We start from the raw sequence: 21,433 nt of genomic DNA, 5'->3' as shown, positions 1-21,433 counted from the left end.
TCCGCCTTAGCAGGACTGCCAGTTCGCAGGCCAGGCCACATACAGAAATTTCACCGTCGATGGCGTACCAAATTCGATGCTGGAGCCTTTCGGGATAAACATCACGTCCCCGGCTTTAGCAATCATGGTTTCACCTTCGTGGCGAACGTGCAGCTCGCCTTCCAGAATCATGTCGATTTCGTCGTAGTTCAGCGTCCATGGGAAAAAAGCGTTATCCCACTGCATGAACCCGGCGGCCATGCTGCTACCGTCCTGGTCGGTCACCAGATCGGTTAAACCCACGCAGTGCGGTTGTGCGCCGTCAAAACGACCAAACTTCACGCTGCTGCCGTCGATGACTTTGACGCCGCCTTTGCCGGTCACCGAGTTAAAGCTCGGCTGCATTCCGCCCTGCTCCAGCGACTGTTTCTCCTTCATGACTTTGTCCATCAGTTGGGCGACCAGGCTTTCGGTAAACTGCCCTTCCGGTAACTGCGCAATGATGGTTTCGCGAATGCGCTGGCTTTCCGTTTTGCCATCATCCACCGCAACCGGTGCAGCAGCAGCGGTTGGCGCGGATTCATCGCATTCACTGATGGTGACGCCCAGCAGCTCCGCAACTTCGCGCGCCTCCGGGGTGATGATGCTGGCGCGCAGAACAACCGACACTTCCTGTTCGCCGCGTGCGTGGGCCGCACGAATATCGTTAGCTGTGATGAGTTTTTTCACCTGCCCTTTCCTCCTTTTGGCTGAGCTCAGTCAGATAATCCACCAGGTGCTGCACGCTGCGCGGGTCATGGCTGTTGAGTTCGAAAATCGGCTCCTGGAACCCTATCCCGCGAAGTAGTTGTCGCGTTGCGGCGACGTCGGCATCCGGCATGTCCGTTTTGCTGATAACGGCGATTTGTCGTTTACTGGCGCCGATATCCAACAGCCCGGCAGGTAAGCGACTTTCTTTATCATTTGCCGCGTGTATATAAATCAACGTATCAACATCCTGCAGCGTGGTAATTAAGGCGTGATACCAGCGCGGATGGCTAAAATATTCTCCTGGCGTGTCGATATCGCCATTTTCATTAAACTCCACGGCCTGTGTTTTTCTGGCGAGGGAATAATTTCCCTGTAGCGCATTAAAGAGCGTTGTTTTCCCCGCCCCCACCGTACCGACAAACGCAATACGTTTCATCGCCGCCTCTGATTAACTTTTTGTCAGGTTGCACAAAGTGAAATTTAATAACCGACCCAGACCGCTTACCGTCTGTAATAACGCTTCTTCTACCGCGCCTACCGAGCCGTAGATGACCAGCGCACCGCTGAATCGATCGAGAAAGCCGATATGTACATCTGCCGCCTTCATAGCTAAGTCACCGGCAATCATCGCGGTTTCGCCTGGCGTCAGCGTCATGATGCCGATGGCGCCCGCTTCGGGAACGCCGATCTTTTTCGCCAGTTCCTCACCAGGGTGCGCAATGAGATGCGCCAGCGTAACCTGTTTCCCCGGCACAAATTCCTGAATAATGCGTTCTTTTTCCATTGCTCACCGCCTCCGCTAAAACTGCCCTCATCGTGGCAATTTTTTGTCAGAGTAAATAACAAAATTCGGCAACCATGTTTAAAAGGTGAAGTGGATCACTAAGAAAGGGGAAATAAAAAGGCGCGGGAGAAACCCGCGCCGGAAATAAATTAAAGTGAAATTACAGCGGCTGAGTTTGGGCTTCTACGACCGCCAGCGCCACCATATTAACGATACGACGAACAGATGCGATCGGCGTTAATACGTGAACCGGTTTCGCAACCCCCATCAGCACCGGGCCGACCGTTACGCCTTCAGAGCTGGAAACACGTAGTAAGTTGTAACTAATACGGGCAGCTTCCATATTCGGCATCACCAGAATATTCGCTGAGCCTTTCAGCGGACTGTCCGGCATGCGGTCATGACGGATGCTTTCCACCAGCGCGGCATCGCCGTGCATTTCGCCATCAATCATCAATTCTGGCGCACGCGCCTTAATCAGCTCCAGCGCTTCGCGCATTTTGCTGGCCGACGGACAGTTAGATGAGCCAAAGTTGGAGTGCGACAGCAGCGCTACCTTCGGTTCGATACCAAAGCGACGCACGGTTTCTGCCGCCATCACGGCGATTTCCGCCAGTTGCTCCGGCGTAGGATCGTCGTTAACGTAGGTATCGGCGATAAAGGTGTTACCGCTTGGCAGCAGCAAGGCGTTCATCGCCCCGGCAGTATGCACGCCATCGCGGTGACCAAACACCTCTTTCACCACGCTGAAGTGCTCATGGTAGTCGCCAATCGTACCGCAGATCATTGCATCCGCTTCGCCGCGCTGCACCATGATCGCGCCGATCACCGTGGTGTTGGCAATTACCGCACGCTGCGCCTGCTCCTGGGTAATACCACGACGTTTCATAATCTGGTAGTACTCGCTCCAGTACTCTTTAAAGCGCGGATCTGACTCATTGTTGACGATCTCAAAATCGACGCCCGCTTTGATCTGCAGACCCAGTTTCTGGATACGCATTTCGATAACGCTCGGACGACCGATCAGGATCGGTTTCGCCAGACCTAAAGTGATCAGCTCCTGCGTGGCATGCAGTACACGCGCCTCTTCCCCTTCAGTCAGCACCACGCGCTTCGGCGCTTTGCGTGCCAGAGAGAAAATCGGCTTCATGAACAGGTTGGTTTTGTAGACGAATTCGGTCAGCTTATCGATGTAAGCGTCAAAGTCGGCAATTGGACGCGTTGCCACACCGGAATCCATCGCCGCCTTCGCCACCGCAGGGGCGATTTTGACGATCAGACGCGGGTCGAACGGTTTCGGAATAATGTATTCCGGCCCGAAGCTCAGGTCCTGGTCGCCATAGGCGGAGGCCACCACTTCGCTCTGCTCGGCGTGCGCCAGCTCAGCAATGGCGTGTACCGCGGCCAGTTTCATCTCTTCGTTGATGGCAGTAGCGCCAACGTCCAGCGCGCCGCGGAAGATGAACGGGAAGCACAGGACGTTATTAACCTGGTTCGGGTAGTCGGAACGGCCGGTGCAAATGATGGCGTCGGAACGCACCTCTTTCGCCAGCGGCGGCAGGATTTCCGGTTCCGGGTTGGCGAGGGCCAGGATCATTGGCGCACGCGCCATCTTCTTAACCATTTCCTGCGTCAGCACTTTCGGGCCAGAGCAACCGAGGAAAATGTCTGCGCCGTCAATGACATCATCCAGCGTACGTTTACCGTCATCCACCACTGCGTAAGCCGCTTTGGTTTCCGCCATGTTTGGTTCACGATCTTTGTAAATCACCCCTTTGGAGTCGCAGACCACAATGTTGTGTTTCTGCATACCCAGCGCCACCAGCAGGTTCATACAGGCAATCGCCGCCGCACCTGCGCCTGACACCACCATGCGCACATCAGAGATATTTTTCTCAACCACCCGCAGACCGTTAAGGATTGCGGCAGTACTGATGATTGCCGTACCGTGCTGGTCATCGTGGAATACCGGAATATTCATGCGCTCACGGAGTTTTTGCTCAATGTAGAAGCACTCCGGCGCTTTGATATCTTCGAGGTTAATGCCGCCAAACGTTGGTTCAAGCGCCGCTACCACGTTGATAAATTTATCCGGATCGAGTTCATCAACTTCGATGTCGAACACGTCAATCCCGGCGAATTTCTTAAACAGAACGCCTTTACCTTCCATCACTGGTTTACCGGCCAGCGCGCCAATATTACCCAGGCCCAGAACCGCAGTACCGTTGGAAATAACCGCAACCAGGTTGCCGCGTGCGGTGTATTTGTAGGCTGCCAGCGGGTCCTTTTCAATTTCAAGACACGGTGCAGCCACGCCAGGCGAGTAGGCCAGCGCGAGGTCGCGCTGGGTTGCCAGAGGCTTGGTCGGAGAAACCTGGATTTTACCGGGTACCGGAAATTCGTGGAAATCGAGGGCGCTTTGTTTTAACTGGTCATCCATCTTGTTGTTCCTTTCACGTATCTATCAAAAAAGTGGCGCGGGTAACCATTCTACTGAGCCGCACATTATCACCTCAGTCAACGGCACAAACTTTGAAGGTCCCCATACTCTCACCATTCAAAGAAAGAATTTGTTATCAATTTATAACATCTATGTTACCTGCTTAAGCCAGCAATACCATGCTTGTCTGCTATGCTTTTTGCTGACAACGCCCGCAATTATCTCAAAAGTGTGAATCACAACACGCATCTAACACTTTACTTTTCAAGGAGTATTTCCTATGACCCGTAAAGAGCTTGCCAATGCCATTCGTGCGCTAAGTATGGATGCCGTCCAAAAAGCTAACTCTGGCCACCCTGGCGCACCAATGGGGATGGCCGATATCGCCGAAGTACTGTGGAACGATTTCCTGCGCCATAACCCGTCCGATCCCACCTGGTACGATCGTGACCGGTTTATTTTATCCAATGGCCACGCCTCAATGCTGCTTTACAGCCTGCTGCATCTTTCCGGCTACAACCTGCCGCTCGAAGAGTTAAAGAACTTCCGCCAGCTCCATTCGAAGACGCCAGGACACCCGGAAATTGGCTATACGCCGGGCGTGGAAACCACCACCGGACCGTTGGGTCAGGGTTTAGCCAACGCTGTCGGAATGGCGATTGCAGAACGCACGCTGGCCGCGCAGTTTAACCAGCCAGACCACGAGATTGTTAATCACTATACCTGGGTCTTTATGGGCGACGGCTGTCTGATGGAGGGCATTTCTCACGAAGTGTGCTCGCTGGCGGGCACCCTGGGACTTGGCAAACTCATCGGCTTTTACGATCACAACGGCATCTCAATTGATGGCGAAACCGACGGCTGGTTTACCGACGATACCGCGAAACGCTTTGAGGCCTATCACTGGCATGTAGTGCACGAGATTGACGGTCATGACCCTGAGGCGGTGAAAAAAGCGATTCAGGAAGCACAGGCCGTTACCGATAAACCGTCGCTGATTATCTGCCGCACGGTGATTGGTTTTGGTTCACCGAATAAAGCCGGGAAAGAGGAAGCGCACGGCGCTGCGCTGGGTGAAGAAGAAGTGGCGCTGACCCGGCAGAAGTTGGGGTGGCATCATCCTGCCTTTGAAATCCCCAAAGAGATTTACCGGGCGTGGGACGCTCGTGAAAAAGGCGAGAAAGCCCAACAGAGCTGGAATGAGAAATTTGCCGCTTATCGACATGCGCATCCGGACCTGGCGGCAGAGTTTACCCGCAGGATGAGCGGTGGACTGCCGGAAGAGTGGGAAGAAACGACCCAGAAATATATCACCGAGCTGCAGGCCAATCCGGCCAAAATCGCCACCCGTAAGGCCTCGCAAAATACCCTGAACGCCTACGGGCCGATACTGCCTGAGCTGCTTGGCGGTTCGGCGGATCTGGCGCCCAGCAACCTGACCATCTGGAAAGGCTCCACTTCTCTTAAAGAGGATCATGCAGGAAACTACATCCACTACGGCGTGCGGGAATTTGGCATGACCGCGATTGCCAACGGTATCGCTCACCACGGGGGCTTCGTACCGTACACCGCAACGTTCCTGATGTTTGTCGAATATGCCCGTAATGCCGCACGCATGGCGGCGCTGATGAAAGCCCGACAAATCATGGTTTATACCCACGACTCGATTGGCCTTGGGGAAGATGGTCCCACGCACCAGGCCGTCGAACAGCTCGCCAGCCTGCGTCTGACGCCTAATTTCAGCACCTGGCGACCCTGCGATCAGGTTGAAGCGGCGGTAGGCTGGAAGCTGGCGGTCGAACGCCATGACGGGCCAACGGCGCTGATCCTCTCGCGGCAAAATCTGGCGCAGGTTGAGCGGACGCCTGAGCAAGTGCAGCAGATTGCCCGCGGCGGCTATGTGCTGAAGGATGGCGGCGGTAAGCCGGATGTTATCCTGATTGCTACCGGTTCAGAAATGGAAATCACGCTGCTGGCGGCGGAAAAACTGACCGGTGAAGGTCGTAACGTGCGAGTGGTTTCTCTGCCCTCAACCGATATTTTCGACGCCCAGGATGAGGCGTATAGGGAATCGGTCCTCCCCTCAAACGTCAGCGCGCGCGTGGCGGTAGAAGCAGGAATTGCCGACTACTGGTACAAATATGTTGGGCTGAAAGGGGCGATTGTCGGTATGACGGGTTATGGGGAGTCGGCTCCGGCAGACAAGCTGTTCCCGTTCTTCGGCTTTACGGTGGATAACATTGTCGACAAAGCGCATAAGGTGCTTAACGTGTGATCCACAGCGTGGGCCAGGCATCTGGCCCATGCCAGTTATCGCAGCTTGGCTCTTGGGCATAGCGCACCAGACGAAAACGCTGGCCGTCGTAGCGCCAGCGGGTCTGGATACCGCAATCTGCCAACCCTCGTCCTTTAGCGAGGGTTACCAGCTCGCGCGACTTCTCATCAAACGTGGCGTTGGTCAGCTCCATATCGCGACTTTCCGCATCCGTTTTAAAAGGCAGGCTTAGCCGTACCGCCCGTGACGTCAACGGGGTAGTACGTGAAACCACCCACGCCAGATCGATGGTGTTATATGCCCCGGCTTCACAGCCGATCATCAGCAGCGCTTTATCATCCGTTAAGGCCGTGACGCGCATCTCGCGACGCAGCGGATCGATCGAACAGCGAATACCGTTGATCCGCCAGTTACCGTAATCCAGCAATTCACTGCGCTCTTGTTGCGTGAGAGGCGTTGGCGTTGGGTTAATCACAGCCACGCCTTTTAAAGCGGGAGCGGGAGGCACGCTGAGCGGAGGCTCGTCGCCTTTTTCGATCCATGCGGTTTCGCTGCCGACCCGTTTTTGCTGGGCGTCGATAAAAAGCAGCGCGGCTTTTAGCCCGACCAGGGACAGGTTTTGCGCCCCTTTTTGCAGGGTTATCGCCTTCGCGTCCTGTACGGTTGTTAAAAATGCGCTGATGGTGGCCGGATCATCGGTCATCAGTTGCCAGGGGGTAATACGCCAGTGTTCACCGCGAAGCGGGAGCGGCGCGCCATCCAGTAGCAGACGTGGCGCAATATCGCTCTCTTTGGCTGTGGGCGATTCCAGCCCACCCAGTTCAATACGCAACACGGCGTCGGTATGTGCCCCGGCACTGCGGCTCAAGGTCATGACCAGGCCGTGATGTTCTCCGGTATTGCGCGCCACGCAAAAGTTTTGGTTATTGCACGTCACCTGCCAGTCAGAAAACGTCTGTTGCGCGGGCGCGGCCCACAGCAAACGGACGGGTAACAACCCGAGCAGGAAAAGTAAAATAACGCGATAGCGCATGGACGGTACAACCCCGAAGTCAAAACACACAGCCTAAGCGGTATCTTCCTTGCGCGACTGATGTGGCTCAATAAGAATCGTCGGATTGGCCGAAAATTTGTAAAGAAATATAAATCCCGCGCATTAGTCCATGAGATGCGACGACTGCAAATAGTTCAGCAATAGCACCGTCTTACCGTCACGGATTTCACCTGTTTTAATCATTTCCAGCGCCTGGGTGAACGGCAGCTCCAGAACCTCAATATCTTCATCTTCCACCCCTCCGCCGGCATTTGCCCGCTGGCTGTCGCTGTATTGCGCAATAAAGAAATGAATTATCTCCGTCACGCCGCCCGGCGACATATAGAGTTCAAACAGCTTACGCACTTCACCCACTTCAAAGCCGGTCTCTTCAATGGCCTCTTTCCGAATGCACGCTTCCGGTTCGTCGTTATCCAGCAGCCCGGCGCAGGTTTCAATCAGTTGACCGCTTTCATTACCATTGACCCAGGTGGCGACGCGAAACTGGCGGATGAGCACCACCGTTTTCTTCTCCGGGTTATACAGCAGGATAGTGGCGCCGTTGCCGCGATCGTAAACCTCGCGTTTGTGGCGAATCACCTCACCATTGCTACGGGTCAGGTCATAGGTAATATTGCGCAGGATGAAGTAGTTATCGGAAAGGACTTTATCTTTGATGAGGGTAATTTTTTGCGACATACCGGCTCCACAGCAAGAAGTGAGAAATAATACTACGCCGTGAAACCGGGTTTGTCTTGGTGCAATGTCTGCCTGATAAGCGAAGCACCATCAGGCAATTATGCGGCACAGAGCCGGATAGCAACGCTAACGCGCCTTATCCGGCCTTCTTAGCGACTTAGTGAGATTTGACTGATTTTACGCCCAGCCAGTCGACGATCCCCTGGGCGGCATGCCGTCCTTCCGCCATGGCCGTAACCACCAGATCCGCACCGCGTACCGCATCACCACCGGCGAAGATTTTCGGGTTACTGGTTTGATAACGGTATGCGCTTTCAACATTGGCGGCTATGCGCCCCCAGTTATCGACCTTAACCCCATGCGTCTCCAGCCACGGCATGCCATGTGGGTGAAAACCAAACGCCATGATCACCGCATCTGCGGGCATGACAAACTCACTCCCGGCGAGGGGAACCGGGCGACGACGCCCCTGCGCGTCCGGCTCGCCAAGCTGGGTACGTAAAAAACGCACGCCGCTGACTCGCCCATCATCATGTAACACCAGCTCAACCGGCTGGACGTTAAACTCGAAGTTCGCCCCCTCTTCCCGGGCGTTCTTCACCTCTTTTTTCGAACCGGGCATGTTGGCTTCATCACGACGATAAGCGCAGGTCACCTGGCGTGCGCCATGACGCAGCGCGGTACGCACGCAGTCCATTGCCGTATCGCCTCCGCCCAGTACAACCACGTTCAGTCCGGCGGTATCGATGAACGACTCTTCAGGCAGTTCATCCAGCCCCATCACCTGCTTGGTGTTGGCAATCAGGAACGGTAACGCGTCATAAACGCCAGGCGCGTCTTCATTCGGCAGATCCGCCTTCATGGAACGATAGGTTCCTACGCCCACGAACACGGCATCGTAATCCTCCAGCAGCGCCGACAGCGCCACATCCTTACCCACTTCACAGTTAAGTTCGAAATGAATACCCATGGCGCTGAAGATTTCACGGCGGCGGGCCAGCAGCGATTTGTCCAGCTTGAAGGCCGGAATGCCGAACGTCAGCAAACCGCCGATTTCAGGGTGGCGATCGTATACGGTGGTGCTGACTCCGCTGCGCGCCAGCACATCCGCGCAGGCCAGACCCGCCGGACCCGCGCCGATGATAGCAACGCGCTTATCCACTTTCTGCACGTGGCTTAAGTCCGGTCGCCATCCTTTGCTCAGGGCCCGATCAGAGATGTAACGCTCAATATTTCCGATAGTGACCGCCCCATGCTCGCTACGCACCGTACATGCCCCTTCGCAAAGTCGGTCCTGCGGACATACGCGCCCGGTCACTTCCGGCAGGCAGTTGGTCTGGTGAGAAAGCTCAACCGCCGCGTCGATATTCCCGGCTTTGACCAGTTCAATCCACTGCGGAATATGGTTATGCAATGGGCAGGTCCATTCGCAAATACTGTGGTCGCCGCATTTCAGGCAGCGGGACGCTTCCCGTTCCGCTTGCGCCGTACGAAACGGCAGATAGATCTCCTCAAAGCTGGTTTTACGGGCCTCAATTGCCAGCTTATCCGGCTCACCACGCGCAGGCGTCGCCTGCATTTGCTCACGTTTGGTAATTGCATGCGAAACGAAATCGGTGGCGTTGGCGTGCCAGGGCTGGCTTTCCAGACTGGCGGTGCGTAGCCTGCGCGCTTTTGACAGACCAGTAAGCGAATTTTCCGTCACCAGTTGTAACGCTTGCGCCGGACAGTTCTCTACGCAGGCAGGTCCCTGTTCGCGTCCCTGACACAAATCGCATTTGTGCGCAGTGGCTTTCACCTTCCCTTTAGCGACTGGAGTGAGTACGATCTGCATCGTGCCGAAAGGACAAGCAACGACGCACGATTTACAGCCAATACACTTTTTCGGGTTCACCTGAACGCTGTCGTTATCATGGCTGATTGCCCCGTTCGGGCAACTTCTGGCGCAGGGCGCATCTTCACAGTGATGGCAGGTTACCGCACTGCGCTGCTGCTGATGCTTGATGACGGTAATTCGGGGCTGGAAATGCCGTTGACTCAGGACATGCTGCTCGCCATTGTGAGCCATGACGCAGGCGACCTCACAGGCATGGCATCCCAGGCACTGCTGGCTATTAACCATAATAAAACGATTCATGGCTTCCTTCTTTTTTGGTTGCAAAAACCTTATTCTTTATATGAGTGTTGTTATTAACCGACACGGAAGGAAGCGGCAATGTTCATTTGCCCAGGAAGCACAACTATTTATCCAGAACCTGTGGCAGATCAATTTATTTCATCGCATATGAAATTGCGTTTCAGTTACCATCCAGTTTCATGGCGTTTTATTAACATTTATCAAATACACCGCATCGTTCGGGCTGTTTTAAGGCGCGACGTGTATTGTGTGAGGATGCACAAGTGACGGTAAAGCGTCCGGTCTCGGCCAGTCTGGCTAAAGCTTTTTTCTACATAGTGCTGTTGTCGATTCTCTCAACGGGTATTGCTCTGCTCACGCTGACCAGCAGCTTACGAGATGCCGAAGCCATCAACGTGGCTGGCTCATTGCGCATGCAAAGTTACCGTCTGGGTTACGATCTGCAAAGCCAAAGTCCGCAGCTTAACGCTCACCGCCAGCTTTTCCAGCAGGCGCTAAACTCGCCAGCACTACAGAACCTGAACGCGTGGTATGTGCCTCAAGCGGTAAAAAGTCGCTATGGACGTCTACATGCAAACTGGCTGGAAATGAACGCCCGTCTGATCGATGGCGATTTAAATTGGTACCAGAGCAATATCAATAACTATGTCGATCAAATCGATCTCTTCGTGCTGGCGCTGCAACATTATGCCGAACGCAAAGTGATGCTGGTTTTTGGTATTTCACTGGCGGGCGGGATCGGCATATTCACCCTCGTTTTCTTTACCTTGCGGCGTATTCGCCAGCAGGTGGTGCGTCCGCTGAATAAGCTGGTGGTGGCCAGCCAGCACATTGAACACGGTCAGTTTGATATCCCGTCGCTGGATACTGATTTGCCCAACGAACTCGGGTTGTTGGGCAAGACCTTCAGCCAGATGTCGAGTGAATTACACAAGCTGTACCGCTCGCTGGAAGCGTCTGTCGCTGAGAAGACCCACGATCTCCACGAAGCTAATCGTCGTCTGGAAGTGTTGTATCAGTGCTCTCAGGCGTTAAATACCAGTCAGATTGATGTGTACTGCTTCCGCCATATTTTACAGATCGTCCGCGAGCATGACGCCGCCTATTTCCTGGAACTCACCGTCGGAGATAACTGGCGAATTAGCGAAGGCGCAAAAAGCCCCGAGCTGCCGATGCAGATCCTGCCGGTCACCATGCAGGAAACCGTCTACGGTGAACTGCACTGGCAAAGCCCGAACGTCAATGCTTCTACCCCGCTGCTTAACAGCGTCTCCTCGATGCTGGGTCGCGGGTTGTACTTCAACCAGGCGCAAAAACATTTTCAGCAGCTGTTGTTAATGGAGGAACGGGCGACGATTGCGCGCGAGCTGCACGACTCGCTGGCGCAAGTGCTCTCTTATTTACGCATTCAGCTCACGCTGCTGAAGCGTTCGATTCCCGAAGATAACGCCCCAGCGCAAAGCATTATGGCGGATTTCTCTCAGGCGCTGAACGATGCCTACCGCCAGCTACGCGAACTGCTCACCACCTTCCGCCTGACTTTACAGCAGGCCGATCTCCCCTCCGCCCTGCATGAAATGCTGGAAACGCTGCAAAATCAGACATCGGCTAAACTGACGCTTGATTGCCGGTTACCGACGCTGGCGCTGGACGCGCAAATGCAGGTGCATCTGCTGCAGATCGTCCGTGAAGCAGTGCTGAACGCGATTAAACATGCCAGCGCAACCGAAATTGCCGTCAGTTGCGTGACCGCGCCGGATGGTAATCACACGGTTTATATTCGCGATAACGGCATCGGCATTGGCGAGCCGCATGAGCCTTCGGGGCACTATGGGTTAAATATTATGCGCGAGCGGGCGGAAAGGCTGAGCGGCACGCTGACTTTCTCTCAACCCTCCGGAGGGGGAACGCTGGTGAGTATCAGTTTTCGTTCGGCAGAATCCGACGGAGAGCTAACGTAAAGAACCGCAAAGCGCCGTCGGTTCTCGATCCAGGCCTGACGGCGTTGGCACGAAAGGTATGCTGTAAACGGGCATGATAATTTACATTATCTTCTTTTTTTCTCCACGTTTGCCCCGTACCTTGCCGCTAAAGTGAAGCAATTCACACCCATAACGATACGCAGAAACACGAGGTCCCCTTTTAATGGCGAATTTTTTCATCGATCGCCCCATTTTTGCCTGGGTGTTAGCAATCCTGTTGTGCCTGACAGGAGCCCTGGCTATTTTTTCGCTGCCCGTTGAGCAATATCCCGATCTGGCACCGCCAAACGTGCGGGTAACCGCGAACTACCCTGGCGCGTCCGCACAAACCCTGGAAAATACCGTCACCCAGGTTATCGAGCAGAACATGACCGGTCTCGATAATCTGATGTACATGTCGTCGCAGAGCAGCGGGACAGGCCAGGCGTCGGTTACGCTGAGCTTCCTCGCGGGAACCGATCCTGATGAGGCCGTCCAGCAGGTGCAAAACCAGCTGCAATCGGCAATGCGTAAGCTGCCGCAGGCGGTACAGAATCAAGGGGTCACGGTGCGAAAGACCGGGGACACCAATATTCTGACCATCGCCTTCGTCTCCACCGATGGCTCAATGGATAAGCAGGACATCGCCGACTACGTCGCCAGTAATATCCAGGATCCGCTCAGTCGTATAAACGGCGTGGGCGATATTGACGCCTACGGTTCACAATATTCCATGCGTATCTGGCTCGACCCGGTCAAACTTAACAGCTTCCAGATGACTGCCAAAGATGTGACCGATGCTATCGAATCACAGAATGCGCAGATTGCCGTCGGGCAACTTGGCGGCACGCCTTCGGTAGACAAACAAGCGCTGAATGCGACAATCAACGCCCAGTCGCTGCTGCAGACTCCGGATGAATTCCGCGCGATTACGCTACGCGTCAACCAGGACGGCTCAGAAGTTAAACTGGGTGATGTGGCGACGGTCGAAATGGGTGCGGAAAAGTACGACTATCTCAGCCGCTTCAACGGCCACCCGGCTTCCGGTCTGGGGGTAAAACTGGCCTCCGGTGCTAATGAAATGGCAACTGCGGAGCTGGTTATCGACCGTCTGAATGAGCTCTCACAGTATTTTCCGCATGGGCTGGAATACAAGGTGGCGTATGAAACTACCTCCTTTGTCAAAGCCTCAATTATCGACGTGGTGAAAACGCTGCTGGAAGCGATCGCGCTGGTATTTCTTGTGATGTACCTGTTCCTGCAAAACTTCCGCGCCACGCTGATCCCTACAATCGCCGTTCCCGTCGTCCTGATGGGTACTTTTTCCGTGCTCTACGCCTTTGGCTACAGCGTTAACACCCTGACGATGTTTGCGATGGTGCTGGCGATCGGCCTGCTGGTCGATGATGCTATTGTGGTGGTGGAAAACGTCGAGCGAATTATGAGTGAGGAAGGCCTCTCGCCGCGGGAAGCGACGCGGAAATCGATGGGGCAAATCCAGGGCGCGCTGGTCGGTATCGCCATGGTGCTGTCGGCGGTGTTTATCCCGATGGCCTTCTTCGGCGGCACTACCGGGGCTATCTACCGCCAGTTCTCGATTACCATCGTCTCCGCAATGGTTCTTTCAGTTCTGGTGGCGATGATCCTCACCCCTGCCCTGTGCGCCACTCTGCTCAAACCGCTACATAAAGGCGAGCATCACGGGCAAACCGGTTTCTTTGGCTGGTTTAACCGGATGTTTAACCGCAACGCCGAACGCTATGAAAAAGGCGTCGCCAGGATCCTGCACCGCAGCCTGCGCTGGATACTGATTTACGGCCTGCTGCTCGGTGGTATGGTTTTCCTGTTCCTGCGCCTGCCAACCTCCTTCCTGCCGCTCGAAGACCGCGGCATGTTTACCACCTCGATACAGTTGCCCAGCGGCTCGACCCAGCAGCAAACATTGAAAGTAGTTGAGGAAGTGGAGAAGTATTACTTCACTCATGAGAAAGACAACATTACGTCGGTCTTTTCCACGGTCGGTTCCGGCCCTGGCGGGAACGGTCAAAACGTGGCGCGGATGTTTGTCCGCTTAAAAGACTGGGATGATCGCGACACCACCACCGGAACCTCTTTCGCCATCATCGAACGCGCGACCAAAGCCTTTAATAAGATTAAGGAAGCCCGCGTCTTCGCCAGCAGCCCTCCGGCGATTAGCGGTCTCGGGAGCTCTGCCGGTTTCGATATGGAGCTGCAAGATCACGCCGGTGCGGGCCATGATGCGTTAATGGCCGCGCGCGACAAGCTGATTGAGCTGGCCGGGAAAGACGCGTCTCTGACACGTGTTCGTCATAATGGTCTGGACGACAGCCCGCAGTTGCAAATTGATATCGATCAGCGCAAAGCCCAGGCACTGGGCGTTTCCATTGATGACATCAACGACACCTTGCAAACGGCCTGGGGCTCCAGCTACGTCAATGACTTTATGGACCGGGGTCGCGTGAAGAAGGTTTACGTGCAGGCGGCGGCAAAATATCGCATGCTCCCGGACGACATCAATCTGTGGTACGTCCGCAATAATAGCGGCGGCATGGTGCCTTTCTCGGCCTTTGCCACGTCGCGCTGGGAAACGGGTTCACCGCGTCTGGAACGCTATAACGGCTACTCCGCCGTCGAGATTGTTGGCGAAGCCGCCCCAGGCGTCAGTACCGGTACGGCGATGGACATTATGGAATCGCTGGTCCACCAGTTGCCGACCGGATTCGGCCTCGAATGGACCGCAATGTCTTACCAGGAACGGCTGTCGGGCTCTCAGGCGCCAGCCCTGTACGCCATTTCTTTGCTGGTGGTGTTCCTGTGTCTGGCGGCTCTGTACGAAAGCTGGTCGGTTCCCTTCTCCGTCATGCTGGTTGTACCGCTGGGGGTCATTGGCGCGCTGCTCGCTACCTGGATGCGCGGCCTGGAAAACGACGTGTACTTTCAGGTCGGGTTACTCACCGTTATCGGGCTTTCGGCGAAGAACGCAATATTGATTGTTGAATTCGCCAATGAGATGAACGAGAAAGGTCACGACTTGCTCGACGCCACGCTGCATGCCTGTCGCCAACGCTTACGCCCAATTCTGATGACGTCACTGGCGTTTATCTTTGGGGTGTTGCCGATGACCATCAGCAGTGGCGCAGGTTCCGGCGGTCAGCATGCGGTGGGGACTGGTGTAATGGGCGGGATGATTTCAGCCACTGTCCTGGCGATTTACTTCGTTCCTCTGTTCTTTGTGCTGGTACGCAGACGTTTCCCGTTGAAGCCACGCCCAGAATAATCGGACACAAAAAAGGCGACTTACGTTGAGTCGCCTTTTATTATCCTTTGCAGGATATGAATTTCTTCCAGAAAATTATTTACGAAGCATCACTTCGATAAAGTCTTTCCAGTTCCCCAGTTCACGTTCAATCATAACAACCTCTCTTATTATTATGGGCATTCTACGAAATCATCATCATAAAAAGAAGATCATTTAACCAATGGTTGCGATTACATCCTCCAGTGTTCGGGGGTATATGTAATCACTATGCGCTAACCCCATAAATTTTATGTGACTTACTGCAATATTTTGAAATATTCATACATCATCTACGACTTTGGCAATTCTGATGGAAAAACAGGCTGATGCAAACAGGCAAAATCTGATTTTCAGTTCCCCGTGAATTTTGGAACTTTCAGGAATCATTATTCACCATTCAACAACAATGTTATATTTTTCTATAACGGTTCGATGACAATATGTATTATTCATGTTTATAGAACACGAGAATAAATATTCAAATTACGTCAATAAGGATTCAAATGATCACCCTCTACGGCATTAAGAATTGCGATACGATTAAAAAAGCCAGACGCTGGCTGGAAGACAATGGGGTCGACTACCGCTTCCATGATTATCGCGTCGACGGCCTGGACAACGCGTTATTACACGCCTTTATCAGCGAATTAGGTTGGGAGGCGCTGCTCAATACACGTGGAACCACCTGGCGCAAACTGGATGAAGCCACACGTAACCAAATCACCGATGCGTCCTCTGCTGCTGCATTGATGATTGAAATGCCTGCAATTATCAAACGCCCATTGCTCTGCGCGCCGGGTAAGCCTATGCTGCTTGGCTTTAGTGAATCCAGTTATACGCAGTTTTTTAATGAGGTATAGTCTATGTCGTGCCCGGTTATTGAGCTGACACAGCAGCTTATTCGCCGTCCTTCCCTGAGCCCGGATGATGCCGGGTGCCAGGCGTTAATGATTGAACGCCTGCGCGCGGTAGGTTTTACCGTTGAGCGTATGGATTTTGGTGACACACAGAATTTTTGGGCATGGCGCGGCAAAGGTGAGACTCTGGCATTTGCCGGTCACACTGACGTAGTGCCTGTCGGCGATGTCGATCGTTGGATTAATCCACCGTTCGAACCGACCATTCGCGATGGCATGTTGTTCGGGCGTGGCGCAGCCGATATGAAAGGCTCACTGGCGGCAATGGTCGTGGCCGCAGAACGTTTTGTCGCCCAGCATCCGAACCATCAGGGTCGTCTGGCGTTTTTGATAACCTCTGACGAAGAGGCCAGCGCCCAAAACGGCACCGTAAAAGTGGTTGAAGCACTTATGGCGCGCAATGAACGACTGGATTATTGTCTGGTTGGCGAGCCGTCCAGCACGGAAATCGTTGGCGACGTGGTGAAAAATGGGCGTCGTGGTTCACTGACCTGCAATCTGACCATTCACGGCGTGCAGGGCCACGTAGCCTACCCGCATCTGGCCGATAACCCGGTACACCGCGCAGCGCCAATGCTCAATGAACTGGTGGCGATTGAGTGGGATCAGGGCAACGAATTCTTCCCGGCGACCAGCATGCAGATTGCCAATATTCAGGCAGGAACCGGCAGCAACAATGTTATTCCCGGCGAACTGTTTATCCAGTTCAACTTCCGTTTCAGCACCGAATTAAACGATGAAATGATTAAGTCCCGGGTGCTGGAGCTGCTGGAGAAACATCAGCTGCGTTATACCGTCGACTGGTGGCTTTCCGGTCAGCCGTTCCTGACCGCACGCGGTAAACTGGTGGATGCGGTGGTGAACGCCATTGAGCACTATAATGAGATTAAACCGCAGTTACTGACTACAGGCGGGACGTCCGACGGGCGTTTTATTGCCCGCATGGGGGCACAGGTAGTAGAACTTGGGCCGGTCAACGCCACCATTCATAAAATTAATGAATGTGTTAATGCCGCCGACCTGCAACTGCTTGCCCGTATGTATCAACGTATCATGGAGCAACTCGTCGCCTGATGAGTGTTCCTGTAAGAGGAAATGAGCATGGACTGGCTGGCAAAATACTGGTGGATTCTGGTGTTGGTGTTTCTGGTAGGCGTATTGCTGAACGTGATTAAAGATCTCAAGCGCGTCGACCACAAGAAATTTCTTGCCAATAAGCCGGAGCTTCCCCCGCATCGTGATTTTAACGATAAATGGGATGACGACGACGATTGGCCAAACAAGGATCAACCGAAGAAATAAGCCAACGTAGGCCGAATGGCGGTTACACATCGCCATCCGGCCTGCGGGTTAAATCATCTCAATCACATCATCATCGTGAGGCTTACCACCGCTCAGCGCTTCATCAAAGTAGTGCTTCGGTACGGTAAAACGCAAGTGGTCGAGCGCAAACTGCATACTGCGTTCATCAATAGCGTGCCCCAGATTTTCGACGATATCCAGCGTCACATCCCCACCGGCGCGAATTAACGCCTCCTGCGCGGCAACGGCATGAGATAACTCAATCACCCGGTCTTCACCGCCGTGAATCAAATGCACCGTCGTCGCGGTAGTTGCAACCTCCGGCAACGTGGCATAACGACCATTAAAGGCGATGACCCGCGACGCCAGCCCTGGCTCGGCTTTAATACTCTCAAGCGACATAATCGAGCCCTGAGAAAAACCAATCAGCGCGGTCGCCTGAGGCGAAACGCCGCTTTGCTTCTGCCAGTAGCGAACGGTTTCGATAAAGACCGGCATAATCGCGTCAATACGCGCCTGGCGGTTCTCTTCCGTTACCCCCTGTACCGAAAACCACTGACGCCCGGAAGTCGTACCATAAGGCTCTGCCCCGCCAATGCTGACGATTAGCGCATCCGGAAACAGCGGCGCAAACCAGGAGCCAATTTCGCCCATGGCAACCGGGTTATCGCCGACGCCATGAAACAGCAACAAGAGCTGTTGAGCGGGTTTATCGGGACTTTGAACAACAAAATGGTCATGTTTCATGGCGATCTCCTTAACTGATGAGAATCATTCTACGCCGCTTAACCGCAATGACCATGCCAGGAAATTGAAGAAGTTAGTGAAAAAATTGCCATTGCATAATGCGATTATGTAGCCGTTGTTCACGTTCAGCATCCAGCTGTTTTAAGGCCTGCGCCGCCTCGGCGCGCTGAACTGCCAACAGCGCTTTGCGACCCGATATTTTCAGCTGTTGGCACAATTCAGCATCGCTGCGTTGAGCCTGTATACGCCCGCGTAATGCCGGAAGAGGCAACTCGCTGTGCTCAAGCAAACGACTCAGACAGCCTAATGATGTCAGTAATGGTCGATGCGCGAAGGCAAACCCAGCCAGCTCACCCCAGTCATCCTCATTAAGCGTAGTCTCTTTCAGTGGTACCAGCGGAATGCGCTCTGCGTTCCACTGAGCAAGAATCTCCGCATCCCGTCGCAGGCGCTGGTGCGCCCGCCAGGCAAGGCGTTTTCCTGCTTCGCTGATGGGCAGCACCGCCATAGCGGTATAACAGCCGCTGCTGGCTTCCCGATGATTGCCCATTCGTACCAGGACAAAACCGCAACGCTGCCAGAAACGCCATAATTCAGCCGTATAACCAAAGCTGACGGACAGATAGTCGCACTGTGTGCAATAGTGCCGGGCCTGCAGAATCAGCTGTTGCCCAATACCTTCCCTTTGACGCGCGGGATGAACCGCAATTCGACTGACCCGCCGCCCGACGAGCGTCGCTGCCAATGGGTCTCCGCCGTGCGCCGCCAGTGACTGCGCAACCAAATTTCCTCTTGGTCGGCGATATCCGGCCCAGACGGCCTGGCTTAATTCTGCGGATAATCCCCCCTCGTCGACCAGCCAGACGGCGCCCGCCACCGAGTCAGCAGCCGAAGCCTGAAGAAAATGCTGACCCGGCGCGTCCATCATTCGCCGCAGATCCAGTGGCGAGGTGCGATAATGCGCGCCGGAAAGCAGCTGATATACCGCTAACGGCAGCGCCGGGTTTGTCTGCCATGAGAGTTGCTCAAATGCCGAGAAGCTAAGCTCCCCCAAGGGGGCATGCGCAAAGGTTTCGTCGTCAAACACCAGCGCATCGCTGACGATTTTCTCCAGCGGACATCCCTGCGCCCAGCGTACGGGTTGTTGCAACTCATAGCGTCGAAGATGGGGAAAGCGGGCGCAGAATTTCAGCAAAAAGCCTCTGCCGGTTCCCTCGTAGCCCTGTACGGTGGTGGTTAACAGCGTACGAGGGAAACGCGCAACCAGTTGGTGTAGCAGCGGCGCGGGGATCGCGGCGGCTTCATCCACAATCAGCCAGTCTGCGGTTGCAGAGCTGCTTAACAGCGCATCCGGGGCCATAAAGCGGTATCGCTCTGCGGCAAATTGCGCCAGCACATCCGTTGCCGCTTTAGCAGGCGCGGTGACAATCGCGGTCCCGTTGATACGTGCTATCAGTTGCCCTGCCAGAGCCGATTTACCCCGGCCACGTGCAGCTGTGACCGCAGCCACGCCGGGAGGCATATCCAGCAACTGGGTTAAAATCATCGCCTGTTCAGGCTGAGGATCACCGGTTGCCGCGTGCCAGACTGCACGAACAGGAAAACGCGGGCTGGAAACTGCGTGATGCTGCTGCCAGTGCAGAGCCTGTCCGTCACGGGAAATCACCCGTTTGACATGTTCAACAAAGTGCGGCGTTGGGATAGGTTCAGCACAGTCGCTCCAGCGCAGTGAATCCACGTCCGGATGCGTGTGCCAGGTATGCCAGGGGGGAGTCAGCAAAACCAGCCAGCTCCCGGCGATCAGCGTTCCGCTTAAGGCGGCAAATGCCGCAGCGTCAAATCCCTGCCCGGCGTCAAAAACCGCATGACGAAACTCGCGGCCTAATAATGTTTGCAGCGCCTGTGGCGTACAGTTCGGCTCAGCAGGGGCTTGTGCGCCCACCCATAACCAGTCGCCGGGTAACGTGTCGCGTAGCGCTAAAGCCCGCTCCTGACACCAGTTCCCCTCACCACTGATAATCAGCAGACGACGGATCCCTTCGCGGGCCATCTGTTCGGTTAACGCGCTCAACGCCGTATTATCAGACATCCCTGCCTCAGTAGCTTAAATGCCTTTACCAAAAGTATTACATTGTCCCGGATCGCCGCTGTCAAAACCGCGTTTGAACCAGCTAAGCCGCTGCTCAGAAGTGCCGTGGGTAAAGCTGTCCGGCACAACGCGTCCTTGTCCCTGCTGCTGCAGGCGATCGTCGCCAATAGCCTGAGCGGCGTTCAGCGCTTCAGCCAGGTCGCCGGACTCCAGCACGCCCTGCTGCTGCATACTGTTGCCCCAGACGCCGGCAAAGCAGTCCGCCTGCAGTTCCATACGTACGGAAAGACGGTTCACCTCAGCCTGTGAGGCATTCTGCTGCATCTGGCGAACTTTCGGTTCAATACCCAGCAGTTTCTGCACGTGGTGGCCCACTTCATGGGCGATAACATAGCCCTGAGCAAAATCACCATCGGCGCCCAGCTTGTTTTTCATGTCATCATAAAATGAGAGGTCGATATACACCGTACCATCCGCCGGGCAGTAAAACGGCCCCATCACGGACTGACCCGCGCCACAGCCGGTACGCGTCGCTCCGCGATACATTACCAGCTTCGGCTGTTGGTAGGTCCGGCCCATTTTTTCAAACTGCTGCCCCCAGGTATCTTCCGTGGTGGCCAGAATCACCGAGGTAAATTTTGCTGCTTCATCATCATTTGGGCTGATGGAGTGTGATGATTGCTGTTGGGAAACTGGCTGGCCGGTCATTAATCCGGTGAGATCCACGCCATAATATCCCGCCACCAGCACCACAATCAGCAGGATGATGCCGCCTTTACCACTGGGCAAACGAAAACCAGGGCCGCCTATAGAAGGGCCGCCACCGGAGCTATTTCGTCTGTCTTCCACATTGTCACTTTCACGACGCCCTTGCCAGCGCATAATCACCTCAACTTTTTATTCATTATGATGATGATCGTAGGCGGTTCGGAACAGGATTACCATAAGAAACAGTAATCAAAATCGGCGGGATTGATGAGCCGGAGAGCGATCGCCGGCTC

17 protein-coding genes are annotated in these 21,433 nt (G+C 54.6%); 6 read left to right on the top strand and 11 right to left on the bottom strand.

The window, feature by feature from the left end; genetic code table 11:
* Positions 1-6: 6 nt before the first annotated feature.
* From eutQ to maeB, 4 genes are all read right to left on the bottom strand, one after another.
* Positions 7-708, bottom strand: a complete 702-nt coding sequence (eutQ, locus tag HV243_RS06840) for an ethanolamine utilization acetate kinase EutQ (RefSeq protein WP_053388621.1) — start codon at positions 706-708, stop codon at positions 7-9.
* Positions 686-1,165 carry an ethanolamine utilization acetate kinase EutP gene (gene eutP, locus HV243_RS06835; RefSeq protein WP_016153958.1) on the bottom strand — a complete coding sequence of 160 codons (480 nt, stop codon included), beginning with the start codon at positions 1,163-1,165 and terminating at the stop codon, positions 686-688. The genes eutQ and eutP overlap by 23 nt, the downstream gene beginning before the upstream one ends.
* 12 nt (positions 1,166-1,177) lie before the next feature.
* Entirely contained in the window at positions 1,178-1,513 is a 336-nt protein-coding gene (gene eutS / locus HV243_RS06830) for an ethanolamine utilization microcompartment protein EutS (RefSeq protein WP_003037995.1), read from the bottom strand.
* 160 nt (positions 1,514-1,673) lie between these two features.
* Positions 1,674-3,953, bottom strand: a complete 2,280-nt coding sequence (gene maeB / locus HV243_RS06825) for an NADP-dependent oxaloacetate-decarboxylating malate dehydrogenase (protein WP_016153959.1) — start codon at positions 3,951-3,953, stop codon at positions 1,674-1,676.
* A gap of 280 nt (positions 3,954-4,233) precedes the next feature.
* On the opposite strand from maeB, the gene tkt reads away from it, so the two are divergent.
* Positions 4,234-6,228 carry a transketolase gene (tkt, locus tag HV243_RS06820; protein ID WP_016157105.1) on the top strand — a complete coding sequence of 665 codons (1,995 nt, stop codon included), beginning with the start codon at positions 4,234-4,236 and terminating at the stop codon, positions 6,226-6,228.
* On the opposite strand, the gene HV243_RS06815 is transcribed toward tkt, so the two are convergent.
* From HV243_RS06815 to aegA, 3 genes are all read right to left on the bottom strand, one after another.
* Positions 6,218-7,261 (bottom strand): DUF1176 domain-containing protein, encoded by a 1,044-nt coding sequence (locus tag HV243_RS06815; RefSeq protein ID WP_016153961.1) that lies wholly within the window; start codon positions 7,259-7,261, stop codon positions 6,218-6,220. The genes tkt and HV243_RS06815 overlap by 11 nt on opposite strands.
* A gap of 123 nt (positions 7,262-7,384) precedes the next feature.
* The gene (gene nudK, locus HV243_RS06810; protein WP_016157107.1) at positions 7,385-7,960 is read right to left on the bottom strand and encodes a GDP-mannose pyrophosphatase NudK; all 576 of its coding nucleotides are present in this window, start codon (positions 7,958-7,960) and stop codon (positions 7,385-7,387) included.
* 157 nt (positions 7,961-8,117) lie between these two features.
* The gene (gene aegA / locus HV243_RS06805) at positions 8,118-10,097 is read right to left on the bottom strand and encodes a formate-dependent uric acid utilization protein AegA (protein ID WP_053388622.1); all 1,980 of its coding nucleotides are present in this window, start codon (positions 10,095-10,097) and stop codon (positions 8,118-8,120) included.
* Positions 10,098-10,360: 263 nt separating this feature from the next.
* Here aegA and narQ point away from each other — a divergent pair, with 263 nt between their 5' ends.
* Positions 10,361-12,058 (top strand): nitrate/nitrite two-component system sensor histidine kinase NarQ, encoded by a 1,698-nt coding sequence (gene narQ / locus HV243_RS06800; protein ID WP_016157109.1) that lies wholly within the window; start codon positions 10,361-10,363, stop codon positions 12,056-12,058.
* 184 nt (positions 12,059-12,242) lie between these two features.
* Entirely contained in the window at positions 12,243-15,356 is a 3,114-nt protein-coding gene (gene acrD / locus HV243_RS06795; RefSeq protein WP_016153965.1) for a multidrug efflux RND transporter permease AcrD, read from the top strand.
* Positions 15,357-15,431: 75 nt separating this feature from the next.
* On the opposite strand, the gene ypfM is transcribed toward acrD, so the two are convergent.
* Positions 15,432-15,491: a protein YpfM gene (gene ypfM / locus HV243_RS06790; RefSeq protein ID WP_001386977.1), complete on the bottom strand. Its 60-nt coding sequence runs from the start codon at positions 15,489-15,491 to the stop codon at positions 15,432-15,434.
* 389 nt (positions 15,492-15,880) lie between these two features.
* Here ypfM and HV243_RS06785 point away from each other — a divergent pair, with 389 nt between their 5' ends.
* The 3 genes from HV243_RS06785 to HV243_RS06775 are packed head-to-tail and all read left to right on the top strand — an operon-like array spanning position 15,881 to position 17,596.
* The gene (locus HV243_RS06785) at positions 15,881-16,237 is read left to right on the top strand and encodes an ArsC family reductase (RefSeq protein ID WP_016153966.1); all 357 of its coding nucleotides are present in this window, start codon (positions 15,881-15,883) and stop codon (positions 16,235-16,237) included.
* Between the two features lie 3 nt (positions 16,238-16,240).
* On the top strand, positions 16,241-17,368 hold the full coding sequence (gene dapE / locus HV243_RS06780) for a succinyl-diaminopimelate desuccinylase (RefSeq protein WP_016153967.1): 1,128 nt from the start codon (positions 16,241-16,243) through the stop codon (positions 17,366-17,368).
* A 27-nt stretch (positions 17,369-17,395) separates the two neighbouring features.
* Entirely contained in the window at positions 17,396-17,596 is a 201-nt protein-coding gene (locus HV243_RS06775) for a YpfN family protein (protein ID WP_003835080.1), read from the top strand.
* 48 nt (positions 17,597-17,644) lie between these two features.
* Here the strand turns inward: HV243_RS06775 and ypfH are convergent, their stop codons facing one another.
* The 3 genes from ypfH to HV243_RS06760 form a co-directional block, all read right to left on the bottom strand.
* Positions 17,645-18,343 carry an esterase gene (gene ypfH / locus HV243_RS06770; RefSeq protein WP_016153968.1) on the bottom strand — a complete coding sequence of 233 codons (699 nt, stop codon included), beginning with the start codon at positions 18,341-18,343 and terminating at the stop codon, positions 17,645-17,647.
* Between the two features lie 73 nt (positions 18,344-18,416).
* Positions 18,417-20,432 (bottom strand): GNAT family N-acetyltransferase, encoded by a 2,016-nt coding sequence (locus HV243_RS06765; RefSeq protein WP_053388623.1) that lies wholly within the window; start codon positions 20,430-20,432, stop codon positions 18,417-18,419.
* Between the two features lie 15 nt (positions 20,433-20,447).
* On the bottom strand, positions 20,448-21,314 hold the full coding sequence (locus HV243_RS06760; protein WP_016153970.1) for a neutral zinc metallopeptidase: 867 nt from the start codon (positions 21,312-21,314) through the stop codon (positions 20,448-20,450).
* Positions 21,315-21,433: the final 119 nt, after the last annotated feature.

Source organism: Citrobacter sp. RHBSTW-00599, assembly GCF_013784065.1.
In the GTDB taxonomy this organism is placed as follows: Bacteria; Pseudomonadota; Gammaproteobacteria; order Enterobacterales; family Enterobacteriaceae; genus Citrobacter; species Citrobacter braakii.
The sequence above is the reverse complement of the archived record's forward strand: the minus strand, read 5'-3'. Positions and strand labels throughout refer to the sequence as shown.